General features: G+C 60.3%; 12 protein-coding genes. 4 read left to right on the top strand and 8 right to left on the bottom strand.

The window, feature by feature from the left end:
• Nucleotides 1-147 precede the first annotated feature (147 nt).
• Nucleotides 148-2,229 (bottom strand): carboxy terminal-processing peptidase, encoded by a 2,082-nt coding sequence (locus AAEO81_RS23880; RefSeq protein ID WP_341959499.1) that lies wholly within the window; start codon nt 2,227-2,229, stop codon nt 148-150.
• A 220-nt stretch (nt 2,230-2,449) separates the two neighbouring features.
• Here AAEO81_RS23880 and AAEO81_RS23875 point away from each other — a divergent pair, with 220 nt between their 5' ends.
• The 4 genes from AAEO81_RS23875 (at nt 2,450) to AAEO81_RS23860 (ending at nt 10,043) form a co-directional block, all read left to right on the top strand.
• Entirely contained in the window at nt 2,450-3,412 is a 963-nt protein-coding gene (locus tag AAEO81_RS23875; protein ID WP_341959498.1) for an NAD(P)H-quinone oxidoreductase, read from the top strand.
• A gap of 175 nt (nt 3,413-3,587) precedes the next feature.
• The gene (locus AAEO81_RS23870) at nt 3,588-4,925 is read left to right on the top strand and encodes a hypothetical protein (protein ID WP_341959497.1); all 1,338 of its coding nucleotides are present in this window, start codon (nt 3,588-3,590) and stop codon (nt 4,923-4,925) included.
• Nucleotides 4,926-4,989: 64 nt separating this feature from the next.
• A complete protein-coding gene (locus AAEO81_RS23865) occupies nt 4,990-7,032 on the top strand; it encodes a hypothetical protein (RefSeq protein ID WP_341959496.1) in 2,043 nt (680 codons plus the stop codon).
• 233 nt (nt 7,033-7,265) lie between these two features.
• The gene (locus tag AAEO81_RS23860; RefSeq protein WP_341959495.1) at nt 7,266-10,043 is read left to right on the top strand and encodes an autotransporter outer membrane beta-barrel domain-containing protein; all 2,778 of its coding nucleotides are present in this window, start codon (nt 7,266-7,268) and stop codon (nt 10,041-10,043) included.
• 37 nt (nt 10,044-10,080) lie between these two features.
• Here AAEO81_RS23860 and AAEO81_RS23855 read toward each other — a convergent pair whose 3' ends face one another.
• The 7 genes from AAEO81_RS23855 to AAEO81_RS23825 form a co-directional block, all read right to left on the bottom strand.
• The gene (locus AAEO81_RS23855) at nt 10,081-15,702 is read right to left on the bottom strand and encodes a hypothetical protein (protein ID WP_341959494.1); all 5,622 of its coding nucleotides are present in this window, start codon (nt 15,700-15,702) and stop codon (nt 10,081-10,083) included.
• A 113-nt stretch (nt 15,703-15,815) separates the two neighbouring features.
• A complete protein-coding gene (locus AAEO81_RS23850) occupies nt 15,816-19,610 on the bottom strand; it encodes a hypothetical protein (RefSeq protein ID WP_341959493.1) in 3,795 nt (1,264 codons plus the stop codon).
• A gap of 136 nt (nt 19,611-19,746) precedes the next feature.
• On the bottom strand, nt 19,747-20,400 hold the full coding sequence (locus tag AAEO81_RS23845; RefSeq protein ID WP_341959492.1) for an HAD family hydrolase: 654 nt from the start codon (nt 20,398-20,400) through the stop codon (nt 19,747-19,749).
• A 142-nt stretch (nt 20,401-20,542) separates the two neighbouring features.
• Complete coding sequence (locus AAEO81_RS23840; protein WP_341959491.1) at nt 20,543-21,529, bottom strand: ABC transporter ATP-binding protein; 987 nt, start codon at nt 21,527-21,529, stop codon at nt 20,543-20,545.
• A gap of 1 nt (nt 21,530) precedes the next feature.
• Nucleotides 21,531-22,328, bottom strand: a complete 798-nt coding sequence (locus AAEO81_RS23835; RefSeq protein ID WP_166593383.1) for an ABC transporter permease — start codon at nt 22,326-22,328, stop codon at nt 21,531-21,533.
• Nucleotides 22,315-23,157, bottom strand: a complete 843-nt coding sequence (locus AAEO81_RS23830) for an ABC transporter permease subunit (protein ID WP_341959490.1) — start codon at nt 23,155-23,157, stop codon at nt 22,315-22,317. Before AAEO81_RS23830 ends, AAEO81_RS23835 begins: the two co-directional genes overlap by 14 nt.
• Complete coding sequence (locus tag AAEO81_RS23825; protein ID WP_341959489.1) at nt 23,154-23,960, bottom strand: alkaline phosphatase family protein; 807 nt, start codon at nt 23,958-23,960, stop codon at nt 23,154-23,156. The genes AAEO81_RS23830 and AAEO81_RS23825 overlap by 4 nt, the downstream gene beginning before the upstream one ends.
• Nucleotides 23,961-24,034: the final 74 nt, after the last annotated feature.

Here is a 24,034-nt window from a genome sequence, read left to right as displayed (position 1 = left end):
CGTCTTTCATGATCCCACTGGATTGTAGGAGTGAGCTTGCTCGCGATATCGGTCTGCCTGATGCATTTAGCGAACCGGCCTGACGCAATCGCGAGCAAGCTCACTCCTACAGGGAGGGCGAAGGTTCGTACGCCCGTTCTGCTTTGCTCACTTCTTCGCCACTGTCCCGCTCAAACCGAGGTAGTCGAGGAGAATCCGGCCGGTCTCAGCCAGGTACGCATCGTCTTCCGGTTTGGTCTTGTCGTCGTCCACCGGCAGTGCGTCCTCGTCTTCTTTCTTCAACTCTTTGAGCGGTTCTTCGCCCTTGGCCTTGCGACGGGTGTTTTCCATCACCAGCTGCTTGGCATCGATGTCGGCGTGTTCGGCGCGACGTTCGGCTTCGTTGAGGCTGACGGTCTTCTCGCTCATCAGTTTCTTGGCCAGCGCGAGCTTCTGTTCGACGAACACGAACTCGGCGTCTTTGGCAGAACGCACGTCGTGACGCGATTGCAGCTGGGCCAGGAACGGTTTGAACGGGTCCACCGCCGGCTTGATCGCAGGCTTGATGGTGTCGTAGGTCATCGCTTCCGGCAGCGCGCTTTCGCCGATTTCCTTGGTGTCGATGATCGACGGGTAGGCGATGTCAGGCAGGACGCCCTGATGCTGCGTGCTCTGACCGGACACCCGGTAGAACTTCGCCAGCGTCAGTTTCAGTTCGCCGTGGTTCAGCGGCTGAATGGTCTGCACGGTGCCCTTGCCGAAAGTCTGGCCGCCGATGATCAGCGCACGGTGATAGTCCTGCATGGCACCGGCGAAAATCTCCGAAGCCGAGGCCGAGAGGCGGTTGACCAGCAACGCCATCGGGCCTTTGTAGAACGCGCCGCTGTTTTCGTCTTCCAGCACGTCGACCTTACCGTCAGCGTTACGCACCAGCACGGTCGGACCTTTGTCGATGAACAGACTGGTCAGCTCGGTGGCTTCCTGCAGCGAACCCCCGCCGTTGTTACGCAGGTCGATGACCACGCCGTCCACTTTCTCGGACTGCAATTCGGTCAGCAGTTTCTTCACGTCACGGGTCGTGCTCTTGTACTCCGGATCGCCCGCACGGTAGGCCTTGAAGTCCAGATAGAAGGCCGGGATCTCAATCACGCCCAGTTTGTAATCCTTGCCGTCCTGATTCAGGTGCAGGACCGACTTCTTGGCCGCTTGCTCTTCGAGCTTCACGGCTTCGCGGGTGATCGACACGATCTTGGTGGTCTGGTCGTTCGGCGCATTGCTGGCCGGGACGATTTCCAGACGCACGACGGAGCCTTTCGGACCGCGAATCAGTTTGACCACTTCGTCCAGACGCCAGCCGATCACGTCGACCATTTCTTTGTCGCCCTGGGCAACGCCGATGATCTTGTCAGCCGTCGCGACCTGCTTGGTTTTCGCTGCCGGGCCTGCGGGTACCAGACGCACGATCTTCACGTTGTCGTTGTCGCTTTGCAGAACGGCACCGATGCCTTCCAGCGACAGACTCATGTTGATGTCGAAGTTTTCCGCGCTGTCAGGCGACAGGTAATTGGTGTGCGGGTCGTAGGACATCGCGAAGGTGTTCAGGTACGCCTGGAAGATGTCTTCGCTGCGGGTCTGACCGAGGCGCGCCAATTGATTCTTGTAGCGCTTGGTCAGGGTTTCCTGAATCTTCGCCGGGTCTTTGCCCGCGATCTTCAGGCGCAGGACTTCATCCTTGACGCGTTTGCGCCACAGGTCGTCGAGCTCGGCTTCGTTTTTCGGCCATGGCGCGTCTTTGCGATCGACCAGCAACGTTTCGTTGGTGGTCAGGTCGATTTTGTCGACGCCTTTATCCAGTTGGGCCAGCGCGAAATCCAGACGCGACTTGATGCGGTCCAGATAACGCTTGTAGATAGTGAATCCCGGGTTCAGATCGCCGCTCTTGAGGAAGTCGTCGAACTGAAAGCGCCATTTGTCGAACTCGGCGATGTCGCTGGCGAGGAAATAGCTGCGCGCAGGATCGAGGAGTTTCAGGTAGCTCTGGTAGATGATTTCCGAACGTTTGTCGTCCAGCGGCGGCTTGCTGTAGTGGTGGCGTTTAAGCAACTCCACGACATTCAAGCTGGCGATGACTTCATCGCGATCAGGCTGAAGATTGTCCCAGCTGTTGGCTGCGAACGAACTGGCCGACAGTGGCAATGCAGCCAGGCCAATGAGGAATGCAAGGGTGGTGCTGGGCAAAAAATGCTTCATGCTGATTCGACGCGGGGACAATTGATAACGCATATTAGGCCGTCTTTGAGGTCGCCGGTTCCCTACAGGCTCCGTGAAAACCACTGCGTTCGGCTGCCTTGTCCTGCCGTCGCACGTGGTGTATTCACACAACCTGATGCGAAACCCGGTCGCATAATGCAAAAAGCCCGAACGGCCGTGAGGCACGTCGAGCTCAGTCAAGACTCACTATGGAGGCACCGTGAAAGCATTGCAAGGCGTTGAAGGTCATGTGGAATGGGTTGAACAGCCATCGCCGACGCTCGATGTGGGCCAGGTTCGCATAAAGGTCGCCGCGGCCGGCCTCAATCGGGCCGATCTGTTGCAGCGCGCGGGTCTGTATCCGCCGCCACCAGGCGTTACTGAAATCCTCGGGATGGAGTGTTCCGGGGTGATCGCCGAAGTGGGCCCCGGCACGTCCTGGACCGTGGGAAACCGCGTCTGTGCGCTGGTTGCAGGCGGTGCGATGGCCGAGGAAGTGGTGGTCGACGCACGGCATGTTTTGCCGGTGCCGGAGGGTATGTCGCTGCATGAAGCGGCGGGCATTCCCGAAGTCTATGCAACCGCGTGGCTCAACCTGTTCCAGTTGGCGGGTCTGAAGCCCGGCGAGAAAGTCTTGCTGCACGCCGGAGCAAGTGGCGTTGGTTCAGCTGCCATTCAGCTGTGCAAGGCGTTCGGCAGCCCGTGCTGGGTCAGCGTTGGCTCGGCCGAGCGGCTGAAGTATTGCGAAGACCTCGGGGCACAGGGCGGGGTGATCCGCGGCGAAAGCCTGGACGGCCTCAACGACTTCGGACCGTTCAACGTGATCCTCGACCCGGTGGGTGCCAATTACGCCGCGCTGAACCTCAAAGTGCTGGGCACCGATGGCCGTCTGGTGCTGATCGGGTTGATGGGCGGGCGCAAGGCAGAACTCGACCTGGCGCTGATCCTCGGCAAACGCATCCAGATCCTCGGTTCGACCCTGCGCAGCCGCGACGACCAGTTCAAGGCCGACTTGCTGGCCGATCTGGGTCAACACGTCTGGCCGCTGTTCACCGAAGGCCGTCTCAACCCACAACTGGCGCGGACCTTTCCGATCACCGAGGCGGAAGAGGCCTACGCGGAACTGGCGACCAATCAGGTCTCTGGGAAAGTGGTACTCGTGATCGATGGCACCTTGGCCTGAGACCAGCCCTCTCGATCAGAGCAGTGCATCAGGCGCCGCTGGATCCGACCGGCGGTCGCCAAACCTGTCATTTCTGACAGTAGCCAACACGGGGTAAAGGGTTCTCAATAAAACCTTGTCGCGTCGTTATCGCCGGTTTGGCGATGGCGACCCGTCGGACAGGGATGGGAGCCGCATGACCAAGGATCGGAGCAATCTCACACCGAGTTGGCGAAGAGGGGGTAACCCTCTCCTCATACTCGACGTACCCCAAGTGCCAGCGATCATCGACCCGAATGACCCGAAAGGTCTGGTCGCCACCGGCACGCAACTCACTGATCTCGATGTGCTCGTTCCGCTCTGGCCCGAGCAAGCAGGCCCGGGCGAATGGGACATCGTGACGCTGTTCTGGAGCGGTGCTGCCCCGGGCGCCCCCGTGGCAACCCAGAGGTTCGACGGCCCCGTGGATCCTGCAGACTTTCCCTTCGCTCTGAGGGTGGACGAAAACCTCTTGCAGCCGGATGGCGAGTATCAAGTCTGGTACGTGGTGACCGGTGACAATGGCGCCGCTGTGTCGTCGGCCCGTCGCACCGTGACGATCGACACCCGTCCCCCCAGCTACAACCAGCAGTTGCTTGCCTTGTTGTTGCCTGTGGACATGCCCGATGGCGTGATCAATGAAGCGTACCTGCTCAGTCACGGCGATCAGGTCGAGCTGAGGCTGCCAAGCCCGGTGTACCTGGACGCAGAGGAGGGCGATGTCGTCGACCTTTATTGGTCTGTCGACAACCCGCCCACGAACAGTGTCGTGGCCAGCAAAACCGTGAGCCAGGCAGAAATCGATGCCGACGACATTCGCATCCTGTTGCCTGGCAGCGTGATTCGCGCGCCTGACCGTGACGGGAATTTCTACGCCACCTACAAGGTGCGTGATCTTGCCGGTAATGAAACCCAGACGTTTTCCCGAGAAACCGCGGCCACCGTCATGCTCAAGCCGCTGCCGGGAGGTGATCTGCCCGAGCCGGAGTTTCCGGACGCCACGCTTCAGGGCTACATCCATTGCGCCCACGAGCCCTGGAACGGCATCCGCGTCAGAGTCGCGTTCGTGCGCAACCTTTTTGAGTATCAGGATCAGATCACGCTGCACTGGCAGGGCTACCGCACGTTGAACGGCAACGATCCGATTGCCGGAACCGAAGGGGTGTTTGCCAGGACGGTGAGCGTGCAGAACGTCACGGACGGCTACATGGACATTCTGGTCGAGCCGTTCATCCCGCACATCGAACCCATCATCGAGGGTTCGGCATTGGCGAGCTATCGCCTGACCAAATTCAGCGGCCAGTCAGGGGGCTCTTACGAGGGGCTGGTGAAGATCAATCGGCAGTTGCCGAGTGGAGAGATCTGCGGCCCCGTTCCGCTGATGCTGCAGAGCGTTTCTTCATCCGCAAGATCCCCAAGGGAATGCGAGTTGTGTCGTAAAAGCCGTAGCTTTCTCGCGCGTCTGTTTCGAGCACTGAAGCGTGGCGGTAGATAGATCGATAGCAGGGACTCAAGGCATACCGGGCTCGACCGGGTGCGTCAATTCAAGGAGAAATGACATGAGCAGCACAGCATCGAACAAATCCAATTTTCTCGGGTATGCATTGGCGGGCGCGGTAATCCGTAAAAAGCCAAATGCGCCGATCAGTCAGAACGTGCGCCAGGCGCGGGAGGCCGAGGTCGTTGCGCTGGTTGCACCGCTGCCGCCGGACTGGTGGGCGGGGGATCCGAGCTTTGCAGGGTTGGTCCCTAAGGACGACCAGGAAAAGGACATGCCGATCACGATTGCCGAGTGGCCTGAATTCGCCGAAGGGGGTGATTCGGACCGCCTGCAGTTTCAGTGGAAACCTGCTGCTTCCAGTGATTGGCAAGATGCGCAAGATCCGATTGATGTGCCTGGCGCTGGCCATCCGGGAGACTTTCCCATTGAATTGAACTTGTCGAGCAGCAACTTTGCCGACGAGGGGCGATTCGAACTTCGCTATTACGTAGACCTCTGGAACGGAACCAGAACGCTTTCCGACACCACGACGTTCATCATCGACAAGACACCACCCAATGCCAACCAGTCCCCCTCGGCGTTGACGTTCTCGGATGCCTCGATCGTTTCGAACGGCATCACTGCCGAGTACCTGGCCGCCAATGGCGGGGTCGACGTTACCATTGCTCCCTACCGCGATAAACAGTTGGGGGACTCGTTGGAGCTGTACGTCCACAACGAAAACACGGTACCGACAGATCCTGTGTTTGTCAGCGGGCTGGACGCCAGCCAAACGGTCAAAGTGCCTACGAACGCGTTCGACGGTTTGAGGGACGGGATGATCTACATGTATTACCGTCTGGTAGATAAAGTCGGGAACCGCGGCGCTGTTTCCGATAACGCCGAAACCGGTCTTTTCATTAAGCCGTTGCCCGTGGTGCCGCTGGCTGCGCCGTTGGTCCCGCGGATCGACAACGACAAGGTGTTGAATCTGGACGATGTGTTGTTAGGGGAAAACCTGGTCGAAATTCCTTTGTACGGTAATTGGCTGGAAGGCGATCAGCTCATTCTGACGTGGGGCACCTCTCCGGTTCAGGTGGTCCATGAGATGACCAGTGCGCAGGACCCCATCGTTCTGAACGTCTCCTACACGGTGATCCTGGCGCCTGCCTATGGCACCGGGCCTGGTAAAGTCGCAACGCCCATCAGTTATGTCGTTAAACGCGGCAACCGGACTTTCGGCTCGGCCGTCACTCCCATTGATGTCGACTTCTTTGTGCCCGGTCCGGTCAACCCCGATCGGCCAAAACCGGTCAACCCAAGCCTGGCTCAAGTCACGGCCCGTGGCACAGGGCCCAATCCTCGCGACAACGTGCTGGGCGCTGATGACGCCAATCTGCCTGTTGATGTGTCGTTCGATCTCTACAGCCCGATCGGCACCGGAGAGCAAATCATCCTTTACTGGTATTCGCTGGATCACCCGGTGGGTACGTTTTCGCCTGTCTCGGGGACGCCAGGGGATGTCTACACCTTTTCGGTTGCGTGGGACGACATCAAGGACTTGCCCAGCAGCTCCGAGGTGCCGGTGTTCTACACCGTAGGGCTGGCGGATGGCACCGGTAACATCGAAATGTGCATTCCCACATTGGTCGACGTCACGGCCGCGTTGCCGATCATTCTGGCCGAGCCGCAGTTCCCGGATGCTGTCACGCTGCCCAACGGTGAGCTCATCCTCAACTGCGATTCCTTCGTCGGTCCCGACCAAGCCGTCAACGTCAATGTGCCGGGCAACGCGCCGCTGCTGGCAGGTGGGGAGACACTCACATTCAGTTGGCAACCCTACACCGACAGATTGGGCGCCACGCCGGCGGGAAGCCCCATCGAGCATGACAAAACCATCACCGCCGACGAGGCCGCGAATGGTTTCGCCGAGGTGTTCACCCCGTTCAGTACGCACATCGAGCCAGCGGGCCGTAACGGTTCTGTGAAGTTGACGTACACCTCGGACACTGTTCCGCCAATGGAGGGATCATTACTGATTCGGGTGTCTTCCGTGAACGCGGGAGGCACATGCCCCCCGAACTTCACTCGGTCGGCCAGCCCTGTGTTGGGTGATATCTGAAGTCTTGGACATTGATCGTTCCGACAAGGCCGCATCCATGCGGTCTTGTTTTTTATATAAACGACATATTTATAAGATGAAAGGCAATCAACTTTAGCGGTAGGAAGCTACGCTCAATAAGCAAGGAAGAGTCCTACATAGTTGTGGATTTGAAGAAGGTAGTCTTCGCGCCTCCTCTCCTACGGCGCTTCAGGCAGTTCCGCAGGAATGGCGTTTATTCCATGGAGCTGATCATGAAGCCATCGCGTTTGTTGCTTTCCCGCTATTTCAAACCTTCCACCTTCATCTCGCTTGCGCTGTGCATCAGTGCCGCTGCGAACGGCCGGCCGCTTCTGCCGGACGAATCTGTCACCGTCAACCAGGGCGACACCCCCGAGACCTGGAGCATGGCGGAGGGCGCGACACTGACGGTCAATTCCGGGGCCCAAATTCTTAATGTGGGAGGCAGCGGCGCGAGCACGCTGAATCTCAACGCGGGCAGCTCGGCGCGATCAGTCAATCTGCATACCGGGTCGGTCGCCAACATCGTCGGCTCGACCATCACCTCAACCAGCACCACACCTGCATTCTTTGCGAGCGGCACCTCGGTCACAATGACCGACGCTACACTTCGCAGTAACGGCATTGGCGCCTCGGGTCTGCAGGAAGGGGGTGGCCCCGGCAGCGCGTTCATGATCAATGGCGGGCGAATCACGGGTGGGACAGGTGGCATGTCCTTGTCCGTGAAAAGCACGCTGGACGCGACGGGCACCACGATCGAAGGCACCGGCGCCACCAGTTTTGGCGTTCAGGCACTCAATTCGAACCTGACCCTGCGCAACAGCACGGTGGCCGGCGGGCTCAACGGTATTCTTTACCGGGGGAGCCCCGGCGCCTCGGGCACGATCGATCTGGTGGGCACCCATGTCGAAGGCGGAACCGGTGCCGCCATCCAGATCACCGGTCAGCGCGATGCCGTCACGGCCAATCTCAACCTGCTCAATGGCACGACGCTCACCGGTGGCAACGGCAACGCGCTGGAGGTGACCAACAACGCCACGGCCAACGTGTTGTTGCAAGCCAGCGACGTAGTGGGCAACGTGGCGATCTCCAACGGCAGTACGGCGGACCTGCGCTTCGATCAAGGCCGGCTGACCGGCAATCTCACGGCCGATCAGACCAGCACGAACACGCTGGCCATGGCCAACGGTTCGGCCATTACTGGCGACGTCAGCGGCGTCAACTCGGTCAATCTGGATGCGAGCTCCATTACCGGTAACGTCACCGCAACCTCGACTACCAGCACTCTGGCATTGCGCAATCGTTCGGTACTGAACGGCAATGTCACCGGCATCGATAACGTCAGTCTGGACGCCAGTGCCATGACGGGCGATATCACGTCAGCTACGCCAGCCGGTATCGTGGCGCTGAGCAACGGTTCGGCACTGGAAGGCGTTATCAAGGGCAGTGACACCGTCACCCTCGATGGCAGCTCGATGAAAGGCGCTGTCACCTCGGCCAGTGCTTCGGGTCAGGTGTCACTGGTCAATGGGGCGGTGCTCAACGGCAATGTCAGCAGTAACAACGTCAACCTGAGCGCCAGTGCCCTGACGGGGGATATCACGTCCATCGACGGCAAGGGCATCGTCTCGTTGCAGAACGAGTCGGTGTTTACGGGCAATCTGGTCAATGTCGACCAAGTCACCATCGGCGATCCTTCGGTGTGGAACATGACCGGTTCCAACACCGTCAACTCGCTGGTGATGACCGATGGCGCAGTGAAGTTCGGCGCCGCCAATGAGTTCTATCAACTCAATGTCGGTACGCTGTCCGGCAACGGTACGTTCATCATGGATGCCGACTTCGCCACCAACGAGCACGACACCTTGAACGTGACCGGTTCTGCAACGGGCAACCATACCTTGCAGGTCGCCGGTTCCGGGGTCGATCCGGTGTCGCCGCAGGCCCTCAACCTTGTCCACACGGCGGGCGGCGATGCGACGTTTGCCCTGGCCAACGGCCGTCCGGTGGATGTCGGCACCTACTCCTATGACCTGGCGTCCAGCGCCAACGGCAGCGGGGGATCAGACTGGTTCCTCGACCCCACCACCAAAACCATCAGCCCCGGCACGCGTTCTGTACTGGCGCTGTTCAACACCGCACCTACGGTCTGGTACGGCGAGCTGACGTCCCTGCGCAGTCGCATGGGGGAATTGCGGTTCAATGGTGGCAAGGCGGGTGGCTGGGCACGCACCTATGGCAATAAATACGACGTGAATGAGTCCTCGGGCCTGGGTTATCAACAGACCCAGCAAGGCTTTTCGCTGGGCGCCGATGCACCGCTGCCCATCGGTGACGGTCAGTGGCTGATTGGTGTGCTGGCAGGCCACAGCACCTCGGATCTGGACGTCAGCCGTGGCACGTCTGGCACGGTGAAAAGTTACTACGTGGGGGCGTACACCACCTGGCTGGATCAGGACACCGGCTACTACTTCGACGGGGTACTCAAGCTCAACCGCTTCCGTAACGACGCCAAAGTCAGCATGAGCGATGGCACCCGCGCCAAGGGCGATTACGACAACGTCGGGCTGGGCGGCTCGGTGGAGTTCGGTCGCCACATCAAACTGAACGACGGTTATTTCGTCGAGCCGTACACGCAGTGGTCCACCGTGGTCATTCAGGGCAAGGATTATGGCCTGGACAACGGCATGGAAGCGCAAGGGGATCGCACCCGCTCGCTGTTGGGTAAAGTCGGTGTGACTGCGGGGCGTAACTTCGCGATGGCGGGTGGCAGTGTGGTGCAGCCGTACGTGCGTGTCGCGGGCGTGCATGAGTTCGCGAAGAACAACGAGGTCCAGGTCAACAACAACACCTTCAACAACGACCTCTCGGGTTCCCGTGGCGAATTGGGAGCGGGTGTCGCCGTGGCGTTCAATGACCGTCTGCAAATGCATGCGGATTTCGATTACTCGAACGGCGACAAGATCGAGCAGCCGTTCGGGGCGAATGTCGGGTTGCGGTATAGCTGGTAATGAAAAAAAGCCCACTGCACGCAGTGGGCTATATCCCCTAGATCGCGACGACGTTAGCGTGGTTCCCGGCGCTGCCCAGCCCGATATATACAACATCTCCCCATCCACCCGACGCCAGGTCCTTGCAGCGTTTGGTGTAGAGTCCGGCCCCAGCTGTGGTGGACCAGTACAGCCCACCTCCCATCGGCCATCGCCCCAGATACATCGCGGCGATCTGATTGAGTTCATCGTGGCTGGGGATACGCTTGCCTCGGCTGCCAGCGGCGCTGTTTGCATCTTTCCAGGTAGAGCGTCCCAGTCCGACAACCTCGATTACATTACTCACGTTGACGCCATACGAGCCCGAGCGCCCTTGTGCATCGCGAACGGTGATCGTGGCGTTGCCATTTCCGTTGGAAAAGATCGTCCCGTTTGCATTGACGATAACCACGCTCGGGTTACTTGACGTGTAGGTGTACGGCGGGACACCGCTGCTGGGAACGCGGGCATAGGTCGTCCCGCCAGGCCAACTCACCGGCTCGGTGCCATACCCGGCCAGGCGATAGACCCGCCCGTTCAAGCTCACGATGGAAGGGTCGAGCACAAATGGTGGTATCTGCGAAACTACGGTAAACGTCCGCACATTCGAAGACGCACCGCTGCCATATTGCGCCACCGCCTTGAGACTGTGCGCGCCCAAAGCCAGCCCTGGCACCGCATGACTCCAGTCACCGTTTCCGTTCACTGACACCTTGCCTTTTGAGTCGCCGCCATCGAACACTTCGACCTGCTCATTGGCAGCGGCCTTGCCCGATGCAGTCACGGTGGTATCGGTCGTGGTGTCGCCGACTTCACCCTTGGAGTCACGCACGCTGGTCAGGGTTGGAACGGTGAGTTCTTTGACCGTGAATGTCCAGGCCGAAGACACCGGGTTGTCGGCATAGTAGCCTTTGGCCGTCAGGGATCGTCCTCCGAGGGCAAGACCGCTGGCCTCGCGTGACCAATTGCCATTACTGTCGGTCGAGGCGAGGCCTTTGCTGTCGCCCCCATCGAGCAGTTCGATCTGGTGATTGCTCGAGGCCCGCCCCGAGACGGTCACGCGGTTGGCAAAGGTGGCACCGCCATTGCTCACCGGATTGTTTGCCGGGTCGAGCACCGCAGTGATGACCGGGGTCACAACAGCAACGACAGTGAACGTGCGCTCAGCGGATTCAGCACCATGTGGAGCTCTGGCTCTTATCCGATGCGTTGCCACCGACAACCCGTTGAATATGTACTGCCATTGACCATTGGACTCTGCGTACGTATGGCCTTGCAGGGCACCGCCGTCGAGAATCTCCACTTTGTCGCGGGCGCCGGCCGTTCCCCTCAGCGTCACCTTGGTGTCGACGGTGAATCCCCCCTGAGGGATTTCAACCGTAGTCTTGACGCTGGTGATCCTCGGGGTCACTGCGCGGAAGATGGTGAAGGTGCGTGCACGGGACTCTGCCCCGTCGCCGTACAATGCCCGGGCCTTGACACTGTGCGCGCTGACGGCGAGACCGTTGAGCTGTAGCCCCCAGACCCCGCTGGCATTGGCCGTGGCTTTGCCCAGCGAAGTGCTGCCATCAAGCACATCTACCTGAAGGCTGGCACTGGCGGTGCCAGTCAGGCTCAAATTGGTGTCTACCGTCGAACCGTTGTCAGGGATCTCCGTACCTCTGGAGTCCTTGACGTTGGTGATGTTGGGGGTGACCGATGAGACCACGGTGAAACTCCGCACCGCCGACTCGTCTCCACCACCGTACAAGGCCTTGGCCTTGATGGCGTGTGCTGCGACCGCCAGATTGTCGAGCGTCAGCGTCCACACACCCGAGGCATTAGCGGTTGCGTTGCCCTGCGAGGCGCTGCCATCGAAAATCTGCACGTCGAAACCAGCGCTCGCCTTGCCCGTCAGCACGACGCGGGTGGCAATCGTGAAGCCGCCTGGCGGCACTTCGTCGTTACCCGCCTTGACGCTGGTGATGGTGGGCGCGACGGAGGCGATGACGGTGAAGGTGCGCACGGCGGATTCTTCGCCTTCGCCATATAAGGCTCTGGCCTTGATACGGTGTGTCGTGACGGCGAGCCCGTTGAGCGGCAACTCCCAGATCCCTTTGTCATTCGCAGTGGCCTTGCCTTGGGAAACAGTGCCATCGAATACCTCGATCTGCAGGTGGGCACTGGCGGTGCCAGTGAGCCTGAAGTTGTTGTCAACGGTGGAGGTATTATCAGGGACCTCGACCCCTCTGGAGTCTTTCACGCTGGTGAGCGTCGGGCTGACCGATGAGACCACGGTGAAACTCCGCACCGCCGACTCGTCTCCACCACCGTACAAGGCCTTGGCCTTGATGGCGTGTGCTGCGACCGCCAGATTGTCGAGCGTCAGTGTCCACACACCCGAGGCATTAGCGGCTGCGTTGCCCTGCGAGGCGCTGCCATCGAAAATCTGCACGTCGAAACCAGCGCTCGCCTTGCCCGTCAGCACGACGCGGGTGGCAATCGTGAAGCCGCCTGGCGGCACTTCGTCGTTACCCGCCTTGACGCTGGTGATGGTGGGCGTGACATTGGCGGCTACGACAAGGCGCCAAGGAGTTGATTCGGGCTCGGTGCCATACCGTGCCTTGGCCTTGAAGACGTGAGTGGCCGCCTTCAGGTTTTCGACCCGTAGCGACCAGGCCCCGAGTGCGTCGGTTCTGGCCCGGCCAAGAGGTTCGGTCCCTTCCAGCAAATCGATCTCTTGGTCCGGGCTGGCGTTGCCGGAAATCGTCACCGCGGTGTCGACCGTGCCGCCGCCATTGCTGATTGGGCCACGGGAATCCACTACCTGCTCAATGACAGGTGTGACATTCGCCAGTACTTCGTACGTGCGCGGTTGCGATACAAGGCCACTGCCATCCAGTGCCTTGGCCGTGACTGAGTAGCCTTTGGGGAGCAGCCCGGTCAAGGATGCCGACCAGTTGCCGTCGCCATCCGTGCGAACGGTAACCAGCGCCGTGGTGCCGTCGAGAATCTCAAGTTCGGTGTCGAAGGTGCCGGTGCCGCTGAGATCGAGCGTCGTGTCGAAGGTCGTCCCGTCGTTGGCGACTTCGCCTTTCGAATCCCTGACGCTGACGATGACGGGCGTGACCCAGTCGTGGTGCAGCTTGAACAGGTACTTCATGACGGGCAGGGGGAGGGCGGCGACTTCATCGTTGATGCCGCTGAACGCCACATTGCAGATCACGTTGAGCGCGGTGTCCTGCCCGTATTTTTCCAGCTCGGCGCGCAGCACCGATTGAGAAAGCCCGGCGCCGGCCTGTGCGCTGGTGAGCGCTTCGCCATTAAGCAGTACGATCGAATGCGGCCCTCCGCTGGCGGTTTCTCCTTCGAGCCGCAACCAGGCGCGCTGCCCGGTCGCAATGAACGGCCAGACAGCCACGGTGGTCGTCGCGTTGCCCGCAAAGGTCGCTAGATTGAGGACTTTTGTCTGCGCATTGGCCTGGGTGATGATCGGCGTGGGCAATTCGCTGTCCGGGAGGGTGGAGATGTTCAGCAGCAGGATCTCGGACTGCTTCTCGGTGACGTAGCGTTTGACCTGATACGCCACGCTGACGCGCTGGCCGATGTTCGCGCCGATGACACTGGCGGGCACCGAAAAATCGACTTGGCCGCTCGCACTGCCGGCCGCTTGCTGATCGGGCGGCGAGCCAACGCCCGGCGTGCCGAGCCAGGACAGCGTGATGATGTCCTGCGGGTCCATGCTCGCGTACTGCACGCGCACCGTTGCGCCGGTCTGGGCCTGCATCGGGTTCAACGTGCCGCCAGCCGCTTCCAGCACTTGGGGCGTAGGCAGATCGCCGATCAGCTTGCCGATGGTCAGGTCCAGCACCGCCGAGTATTGGTAGGCGCCGGTGCTGGCCAACTGGAGGCTGTAATAGAGCTTCACGATGTTGTTGATGTTGGGCTCGATCAGCGTCCTCGGAATGTTGAACGTGAACGGCTTGCCGGCAATCGCGCTGGTGATGGGCAGCCAGTCGCTGGCGCTGCCCTCCAGGGATTCCCCCTGCCAGTACCACGTCAGAATATCCCCCGCGACTGTGCCGGTATAAGGCATGCGGTAGGTGGCGTAGTCGGTGATCTTTTCGGGGTCGAGTACACCCTCGGACGCTTCGTCCACCGAGGGCGCAGGCAGTTCAGCGTGACGCGGATGAAGGCCCAGATACAGGTGATCCGACGCGCGCACGTTAAAGGTGTCCGGGTCATCGTTGGAGACCTGATAGCTCAGGTCCAGCGTCCCATTGGCGAGAAGGGCGATGTGCTCTTCGGTCACCGCGATGTAAATCGGTTCGCCGACTTCTCCCGACGAAACGAAATGCTGTGCCTCATAGAGATAGGGCGTGCCGTTTTGCCGTGTGCCCAGCCAGATGACGTCGATGAGGTCACCGCTGGCCATTTTGTCGTAGACGGGTATCTCCACGTGCACGCGTTCAAGCGTCGGGTCGAGGGTGTCGCCGACGGCCTCATAGACCCACGGGGCCGGGAGCGGGATCTTGCCCGTGACCCGCGCGGTGGCCCGTTTGGACGATTGCGGAGGATCGCCGTTGGCTTTGGTCAGCACGTAGGTGGCCATCCCACTGCCGTCCCGAATGGCGCGTATCTCAGCGTTGGGGACCGGGATTTCCACGACGGAGGGGATATTCGTCAGGATCAAGCTATCGCGGTATTCGCGCACGACACCCGCACTGGTCGTGCCTTTCCATGTCAGGGTCACTGTGTCGTTTCGCTCGAACGGCGCGCCGCGCACCTCGATCTGCACCGTGACATCGGCGCTGCCCAATTGCCCGAGGTCGATAATGCCGTTGACCGATTCATTGATGATGGGGGCGGTCAGGCGCTGAGCATCCGCCTCCACATCCACGTACGTACGCAGTGACCACTCTGTTGAAAAGTTCCAGACCTCATCGAACACCTGGTACTGCACGAGCAGGTTGGGCGAGTCGCCACCGGCCAGGATCGCGGCCTGATCCACGGTGATCACGATCGGAGCCGTTCCCGCCGCTTCCGCTTCCGTCACGCGGTGTGTCAGCGTGGCGTCACCCCATTGCAGCTCGATCGTGTCGTGGGCGGCGCGTCCTGGATACGCCGCAATTTCAGCCGGCACCCCGCGGGCCGCCCAACTGGCATCGACGCCGTTGTCGATCACATCTTGTGGCAGGCGCGGGGCGGCGAGTTCCGAGTGCCCGGGAAGGTGCGGATCTTTGTCGACACCCGCCGGTAGGTCGAGTTTGACGCGAAGGCGCAGGGGCACACTGTCTTCCGCCGTCGATGACCCTGCGCGGGTCAGGCGATAGAACACCCTCTCGGCCCAATCCGGCACGATGGGCTCGGAGGGCAGGAAAAAGATCAGACGCTGATCGACATCCGCCGCTTCGACATCTCGGCTGGCGACCCTCTGGTTTTCCCAGTAGATGTCGAGATGATCCCCCTCAGCCATGCGCTGCCAAGGGTCTATCGCCGTCAACAGGCCCAAATCGTTGTCGGTGACCATCGAAAGATTGACGCCCCCGTCGCCGTTTTCGACCGGGGTGACCATTCCGGCGATCAACGGCGGGCGTAAGGCCAGAATCGAATAATCACGGTCGAGTGGCGGAAATGACAACGTGCGCGTATGGCGTTTCATAGTGTGAGTCCTTTCGAGGTTTCTGATCCCTTCGGGCGTGCGCAGACCGTGATGTGCCCGGATGACAGAGGCACGCGGAGGCGTGGGCTCTGTCACTTGAGGACACCTCTGGGTCAGGATGTGTACGTCACCGTCCCTGAAATCGTCACGCTGGTGTCGGTGGTCGTCCCGCCGTCGGGGATGCTCGTTCCCTTGGAGTCCTTGACGTCGGTAATGGCGACCGCCTTGACGGCAATGACTGTGAAGTTGCGCACCGCCGACGCCGGGTTGCTGCCGTACTGCGCCACGGCCTTGATGGCGTGAGCCGCGACACTCAGGCCGGTGATGCTCAAGGTCCAGTTGCCGCTGGCATCGGCTTTGGGTTTGCCTTTGGAGGTGGTGCCGTCGAGTACATCGACGGTCTGGTTGGGCGAGGCCTTGCCAGCTACCGTCACGCTGGTATCGAAGGTGGTGGCGTTGGCGGGGATTTCGACGCCTTTGGAGTCCTTGATGCTGGCGATGGTGGGCGTAACAGCAGCGGCTACCGTGAAGTTGCGCACCGCCGACGCCGGGTTGCTGCCGTACTGCGCCACGGCCTTGATGGCGTGAGCCGCGACACTCAGGCCGGTGATGCTCAAGGTCCAGTTGCCGCTGGCATCGGCTTTGGGTTTGCCTTTGGAGGTGGTGCCGTCGAGTACATCGACGGTCTGGTTGGGCGAGGCCTTGCCAGTTACCGTCACGCTGGTATCGAAGGTGGTGGCGTTGGCGGGGATTTCGACGCCTTTGGAGTCCTTGATGCTGGCGATGGTGGGCGTAACCGCAGCGGCTACCGTGAAGTTGCGCACTGCCGACGCCGGGTTGCTGCCGTACTGCGCCACGGCCTTGATGGCGTGGGCCGCGGCGCTCAAACCCGTGATGGTCAAAGTCCAGTTGCCGCTGGCATCGGCTTTGGGTTTGCCTTTGGAGGTCGTGCCGTCGAGTACATCGACGGTCTGGTTGGGCGAGGCCTTGCCAGTCACCGTCACGCTGGTATCGAAGGTGGTGGCGTTGGCGGGGATTTCGACGCCTTTGGAGTCCTTGATGCTGGCGATGGTCGGGTCCACCGCTTGCACGACGTTGAACGTATATTCTGCGGACTCAGGTTCATCACTGTACATGGCAGTAACCTTAAAAACGTGAGGCCCCACTGCCAGTTTATCGATAGTGGCTGTCCACTCATTTGCATCATTGCCTTTGACGATGTATCTGTGTTGACCGTTATCTCGTAGGTTGCCCTGTCTGCCCGCATTGACTTTTCCCTTCGCGGTGACGGTGCCATCGACCGTATAGCCTCCTTGTGGGAGGTTGCCGTTCGAGTCAGCCAGGCTGTCGATAGTCGGCACGAACCCTCGCGTCAACGTAAAGGTTCGCGCCGCTGATACCTCACCCTCCTGATAGAGCGCTTTGGCCGTGAGGGTATGGAGGGTAAAACTCAACCCTGGCAAATCCTTTTCCCATAGGCCGTCTGCGTCGGCCTTGGCATTGCCCTTGGACGCGCTGCCATCCCTGATTTCGACCTGCTCCCCGGGTGCTGCGGAGCCTTGGAGCGTCACGTTGGTGGCGACCCGCGTAGCTCCTTCGGGGATCTCGTCACCTCCTGTTTCCGACACTTTGGTGATGATTGGCGGAGCAAGGGTCGCCTCGCCCACGTCGAAGCGGTTGATATCCGAATAACTGGTCTTGCGCTCTTCTTCAGATCCGGTTTCTGCGCGCAGCACCTCATAAGAGGCGTCCACCGTACCTTGATCGTTGGGCTTAATCGCGCTGCCAGGGACCGTGAAGCCGATGGGATCTGCCAGGTTGTTGTCGTTCACCGGCATTCCATTGTTAAGGATGCCGCTCGCGCTGCCTTTCCACGTGGTTTTGATCTGATCGCCTTTCGCCTTGCCGGGGTAATTGGGGACAACCATCTTGGTACTGCCCAAGTCAGGGTCCATCACGCCATCGACGACATTCTCCACAGTCGGCGCAGGCAATTCGTTGCGGGGCGCGCCTACGGCCAAGGTCTGGGTGCGATTCGATTCGCGGGTAAGGATCGTGCCGTTCGCTTCTTGTTCGAAGAGGTAATACAGCTGCAGCGTGCCCCCCTCAATGGCCTTGAGGTGCGTTCCCTGCACGACAAAGACCAGCGGCTTTTTGGCGGCGACATCGCCGCCGCTGATGAACCAGGGCTCGATGGCGGGATCGTAGATGCCGGTGTCCGGGCGCGTGCCGAGCCATTTCAGGGTCACCATGTCTCCGGCGACCAGTGTGTTGTCCCATGGCACCTCGACGCGGGTGCTTGGCAAGTCCGGGTCAATAGCTCCTTGGGCCGCATCCTTGGCGATGGGGGCTGGGAGACGGGTGGCCTCACCGACGATGCTGATGAACGCGCCCCGGGATTTTGACTCACCTCCGGCGGCGTGCTTCACAACGTAGGAAAATATCGCCTGGGTCTTTGCCAGTTTGCGCACTTGGGCATTGAGAATGGTCACTTCGTAAATGAATGGCAAGTTGTCCACGATTTTTTCAGGCGCCGTATAGCTCACCTCAGTGCCCTCGGTTGTGGTGCCTCGCATCGTCACCACGATCTTGTCGCCCGGGTTGAAATCCGCGGCAAGGGTCGACAAATGCTTGAGTGTTTCTTTGCCCAATGACTGTGGAGTAGTCGATGCCTGAAATTGTCCCTCCAGCTCCTTGATTTCATCGCTGAGCACGCCGCTTTTGGACATGGCGACGATTTGCGCGGTTGCGGGTTGTGTTCCGAGCGTATCGAGGTCCACCACATTATTGACGGCCTCTTTGATGAAGGGGCTGCTCAGGCGCGAGTTGCCAGCATCGACAACGATCCGGGTTTCAGCCGCCCAGTCTTCAGAGCGATTATCGACAACGTCATACAGCTCATAGGTGACGGCAAGACCATTGAGCCCGGAATCGCCCGCCGCGAGGATGTCCTCTTTGGTAGCGGTGAGCACTACCGGTTGGTCCACTTGGGCTTCAGTGACGGTATGGGTAATGAAACGGCCGCCCCAGGACAGTTTGATCACGTCCAGTTCAGCCATGTTGGGATAAGGGTCAATGGTGATGGGCACACCTTTTTCCGCCGCTTCCGCATCCACGCCGTCACTGATGATGTTTGCGGGCAGGGAGAATGTCAGCTCGGAATGGCCCGGAATGCTGCCGTTCTGATCCTGGCCGCCGGGACGATCGAGTTCGACCAGAATGTTCGTTGGCGCAGACGGATCCGGCGTCTGGCCCAAGCGTGTGACGATGTATTCAAGGGTGTGCTTGAAAGGCGCCTGCGTCAGGTGCCTGGCTTCGACGAACGTGGTGACGCGCTGGCCCACTTCCAAAGCAGTGATCGTCTCGGTCTGTACAGTCTTGCCGTCCAGCCGCACGGCCACACCGTCGCCGGTGTTCATCTGCTGCCAGGCGGGGATGTAGAGCTGCAGCCCATGCTGCGGGAAGTTGTCCAGCGCTGCCCCGTGGTTGATGCCCAATAGCGTTTGCCCAGCATCGGCCGGAGGGCTTGGCAGTGGCCCTACCGCGCCGGGAATCTGCAGTTCGATCAACGCTAACGTATAGGTGCCGTTGGCGTTGATTTTTCCTGGGTCTATTGGCTGTAGGCGAACTTCGATTCCGCGTTTCAATGCGCCTGTTCTGAGAAACGTATGCACGCACAGCTCATCATCCAGCAGCACGCGAATTTCGTGCAGCGTGTGTGCAGATGCATCGCTCCCCAAATCAATTGGAAACCCTCGCTCCAACTCCGCAACCTCGATGGATTTTTGCATGAGGGTGTCTCCATCCAGCGACACGCGCATCTCCACGTTTTTTTTCGCGGTTTTCAGTGCGTTGTGGATCAGAAACAGTTTGGGCGTGGACGGGGTGGAGAAGGGCACGCTGTTCATGCTGATTGACTCCTGTCGATGGATACTCAGAAGTCATTCAGCGCTGGATTGTGATTCTTGCCTACTGTCATAAATGACAGGTTTTGCTACCGCTTGTCGGACTGTATCGCGTTGCGCGAGTACAGCCCGACAGGGGTCATTTCCACTGATGAATTGGCCAGCCCGCTTTTTCTGCTGTTTCTTTGAGCACCGAGTCGGGATTGACCACGTGGGGGAAATCCACCTTCTGCAACAGCGGCAGGTCATTGCGCGAATCGGAGTAGAAACTCGCGCCTTCGAGGTTTTCGCTTTCCTGATCCAGCCATTCCATCAACCGCGTGATTTTGCCTTCGCGGTAGGTCAGCACGCCTCGGGTCTTGCCGCTGTAGACGCCATGGGCGATGTCCAGATCAATGGCCAGCACTTCGTCGACGCCAATGCGTTCGGCGATGGCTTTTACCAGATGCACGCCGGAGGCGGAGATGATCAGGATGCGGTCGCCGTTGGCCCGGTGTTCGGCGATGGTGCGGGTTGCGTCGCTGAAAATGATCGGTTCGATGTAGTCCTCGACCCAAGGGCCGACGAGGAAATCCACCTCTTCAGGCGTGCGCCCGATCATCGGCTCCAGGCTGAAGGCCATGTAGTCCTCCATCGCCAGATCGCCCTTGCTGTAGGCCTCCATCAGTTCATGGTCTTTCTTCATGAACCACTCGGTGTCGACCCAGCCCAGACGCCCCATCTGCTCGCTCCACAAGCTGGCGCAGTCGCCGTGAATCAGGGTTTCGTCCAGATCGAAGATGGCCAAGGCCATGCGCGCTCTCCTTTTTTCAGTGTGGGTTTATCGGGGTTCGGCGCGCAGCTGCAAGTTTCGAGCTACAAGCTGCAAGTAAGAGCAGCGGTGATTCCGCTTTTTCTTGCAGCTTGCAGCTTGCAGCTTGCAGCTCTCAGCTGCTTTACACGGCGCAGAGCGCCGACGCTTCGATGTTCAGGGTGACGCGGCGGCCGTTCGGGTGCAAGTCGTCGGCGGAGCGATTGAGCACGTCGACCACCAGTTCCACCCCGCGCGCTTCGACGCGGTAGCGAATCACGTTCCCCAGCAAACTGTGGCTCCGCACTTCGCCTTCCAGCCCGCCAGTGAGGCTCAGTTGAATGGCCTCCGGACGAATCGCCACGCGGCTGTTGATCGGGCGTTGCATCAGGCGGCTGGCGTCGTCGGCTTCGAGCAGGTTGTAGTTGCCGATGAAGCCTGCGGCGAACGCGTCGACCGGGGCGGTGTACAGGGTTTCGGCGTCGCCGCTTTGCACGATCCGGCCCTGGTTCATCAGGAAGATCCGGTCGGACATGGTCAGTGCTTCTTCCTGATCATGGGTCACGAAAATCGTGGTCAGGCCCAGTTCCTGCTGGATCGCACGAATCTGTTCACGCAGGTGTTTGCGAATCCGCGCATCGAGCGCAGACAGCGGCTCATCGAGCAGCAGCAGGCGAGGGCGGGTCACCAGGGAGCGCGCCAACGCCACACGCTGACATTGCCCGCCCGACATCTGGTGCGGGTAACGCTTGGCCAGTTCGTTCAGCTCGACCAGTTTCAACACTTCAGCCACGCGCTGCCGGGTTTCTTCGGCGCTGACCTTCTGCATGCGCAACCCGAAGGCGACGTTCTGCTCCACGTTCATGTTCGGGAACAGCGCGTAGCTCTGGAACACCATGCCGATGCCGCGCTTCTGCGGCGACACCGGGACGATGTTCTTGCCATCGAGAAAGATCTTCCCGCTGGTAACCGACGTCAGCCCGGCGATGCAGCGCAGGAGCGTGGACTTGCCGCAGCCGGACGGGCCGAGCAGGGTGACGAATTCGCCCTGGTTGATCACGCAGTTGATGTCGCTGAACACAGCGGTGCTGGCGTAGTTCTTTTGCAGGTTTTCGACAGTGACGAGGCTCATGTCAGTCTTTGTCCTTGTTCAGTCGGTTGGCCGCCCAGGTCAGCAGCAGCACGAAGAAGAAATAAGAGATCACCAGCGCGCTGTTGAAGTGGCCGCTGCTGTTGCGCATGTTGTTGAGGTACACCTGCAACGTCTCGTAACGCGTGCCGACGAGCAGGTTGGCGAACACGAACTCGCCGAACAGGAATGAGAACGACAGCAGCAGGGCGATCATCAGGCCCTTGCGCAGGTTTGGCAGCACCACCAGAAACGCCGCCTGAAAGGTGCTGGCGCCAAGCAGCTGCGCGGCGTCCATCAGGTCCACCAGATTGATCGCTTGCAGGTTGTTGGTGATCGCCCGGTACATGAACGGCAGGGCCACGGTGAAGTAGCAACCGATCAGAATCCACGGCGTGCCGACCATCGCCAGCGGCCCCGAGCCGTAGAGCTGCAACAGCCCCACCGACGACACCACCGGTGGCACCGCGAAGGGCAGCAGGATGAGGATGTTCATCAGCGCGTCGAGTTTCGGGAAGTGGTAATGCACCACGAACAACAGCGGCAGAACCAGCACCACCGAAAGGATCAACGCGCCGACGCAGACCAGCAGCGACTGCGCGAAGGCCATCAAAAAGCGCGGGTCGCTCCACAGCGCCACGTACCATTTGTAGGTGAAACCTGCGGGCAGAATGGTCGCCGACCAGCTGGTGGCGATCGAATACACAAACGTGCCGAGCAACGGCGCCAGCAGGATCAGAAACAGAATGTACACCACCACGCGGTGGTAGAGCCCGACCGGGCCGTGTTCAGCGCGAGACATGGTAGCTCCTCTTCAACAGCCACTGATGGACGACGGTCACGAGGGTCATCATGCCCACCAGAATCATCGCCAGCGCACTGGCCATGTTCGGGTCGAGGGTGATGTCACCGGCCACCATCGCAGCGATGCGAATCGGCAGCACGTTGAAGTTGCCGGTGGTCAGCGCGTAGACCGTCGCGTAGGCGCCGAGGGCGTTGGCGAGCAGGATCACGAAGGTGCCGAGCAGGGCGGGGGTCAGCACCGGAATGCCGATGTGCCGCCAGAAATCCCAGCCGCTGGCGCCGAGCAACGACGCCGATTCGCGCCAGTCGTCACGCAGCGCATCAAACGCCGGGTACAGCAGCAACACGCCGAGGGGAATCTGGAAGTAGGTGTAGAGGATGATCAGGCCGGTCTTCGAATACAGGTTGAAGTCATCGATGATCCCGGCCTGCTTCAGGATCAGCGTCAGTGCGCCGTTGAAGCCCAGCAGAATGATGAAGGCGAAGGCCAGTGGTACGCCGGAAAAGTTGCTGGTCATGTTGGCGAAGGCACTGACGAAATCCCGCAACCGCGAGGGGACTTTGCGCAGCGAATAACTGCCGAGAATCGCGATGACGATGCCGATCAGGCTCGACCAGAAACTGATCTCCAGGCTGTATTGCATGGCCTGTCGGTAGAAGCGCGAGTTGAAGGCTTTGACGAAGTTGTCGACGCCCCAGCCGACGTCCGAATGCAGGCTGTTGATCGCGACCCACGCCAGCGGCGCGATCTGGAACGCGATGAAGAAAATCGCAAACGGCACCAGGCACAAAAGCCCCAGCCATTTGCCGCGACTCTGTGAATTCACTTGAGCACCTCTCTGCAGACGGGTTTGTCGTGGGGCACGCCGAGCAGCTCGCAGACGGTGCCGCAGATCTCGGTCTGTTTCGGTTGCGCGCCGGGGTCGAGGCTGAACGCGTCGCCGATGACGAACAGCGGCACCTCGCGTTCTTCCGGCAGGATGCCGTTGTGGGAGCGGTCGTTGTTCATGCCGTGGTCGGCGGTCACCAGCACCTGGTAACCCGCGTCGAGCCAGCGTTGCAGGTACTCGGCGAGGATGATGTCGGCCGAGCGCGCGCTGTTGCGGTATTGCGGGGTGTCGAGGCCGTGCTTGTGCCCGGCGTCGTCGATGTTCATCGGGTGAATGAACAGGAAATTCGGCTGATGCGCGGTTCGCAGATGCTCGGCATCGTCGAACAGGTGGGAGTCGGGGTAGTGATCGACGTAATAGAAATGACCGTGCTGGATCGGCAGGTCGACGTCGTCGGTGTGGCGATCACGAGAGGCAATGAAAGGGCTGCGGTTGTACAGCTCACTGACCCAGTGATAGGCCGCTGCGGCGGTGTTCAACCCGGCGGCTGCGGCGTAGTGAAAGACGCTGCGCTGGTTGGACAGGCGGGAAACGTGGTTGTGCACGATGCCGCTGTCGATAGGCGCGACGCCGGTCAGGATGCATTCGTAAAGGGGGCGGGACAGGGCAGGCAGCTCGCATTCCAGCTTATAGAGCGCGGCGCGACCTGCATTCCGGTACGCCAACAGATGCCCCATCGCATGCTGCGCCACGCTGTAACTTAGGCCGTCCAGCAGGATGAGGATGACGTTGTGTTTCATGCGCGCTCCGGGAGGGGGGGCTGGGGTTCTGTATTTCTACAGCAGACCTGACACCGATTTTCTGTAGGAGTGAG

Origin of the sequence: Pseudomonas sp. RC10 (genome assembly GCF_038397775.1) — a bacterium.
GTDB classification, from domain to species: Bacteria; Pseudomonadota; Gammaproteobacteria; order Pseudomonadales; family Pseudomonadaceae; genus Aquipseudomonas; species Aquipseudomonas bambusae.
The sequence above is the reverse complement of the archived record's forward strand: the minus strand, read 5'-3'. Positions and strand labels throughout refer to the sequence as shown.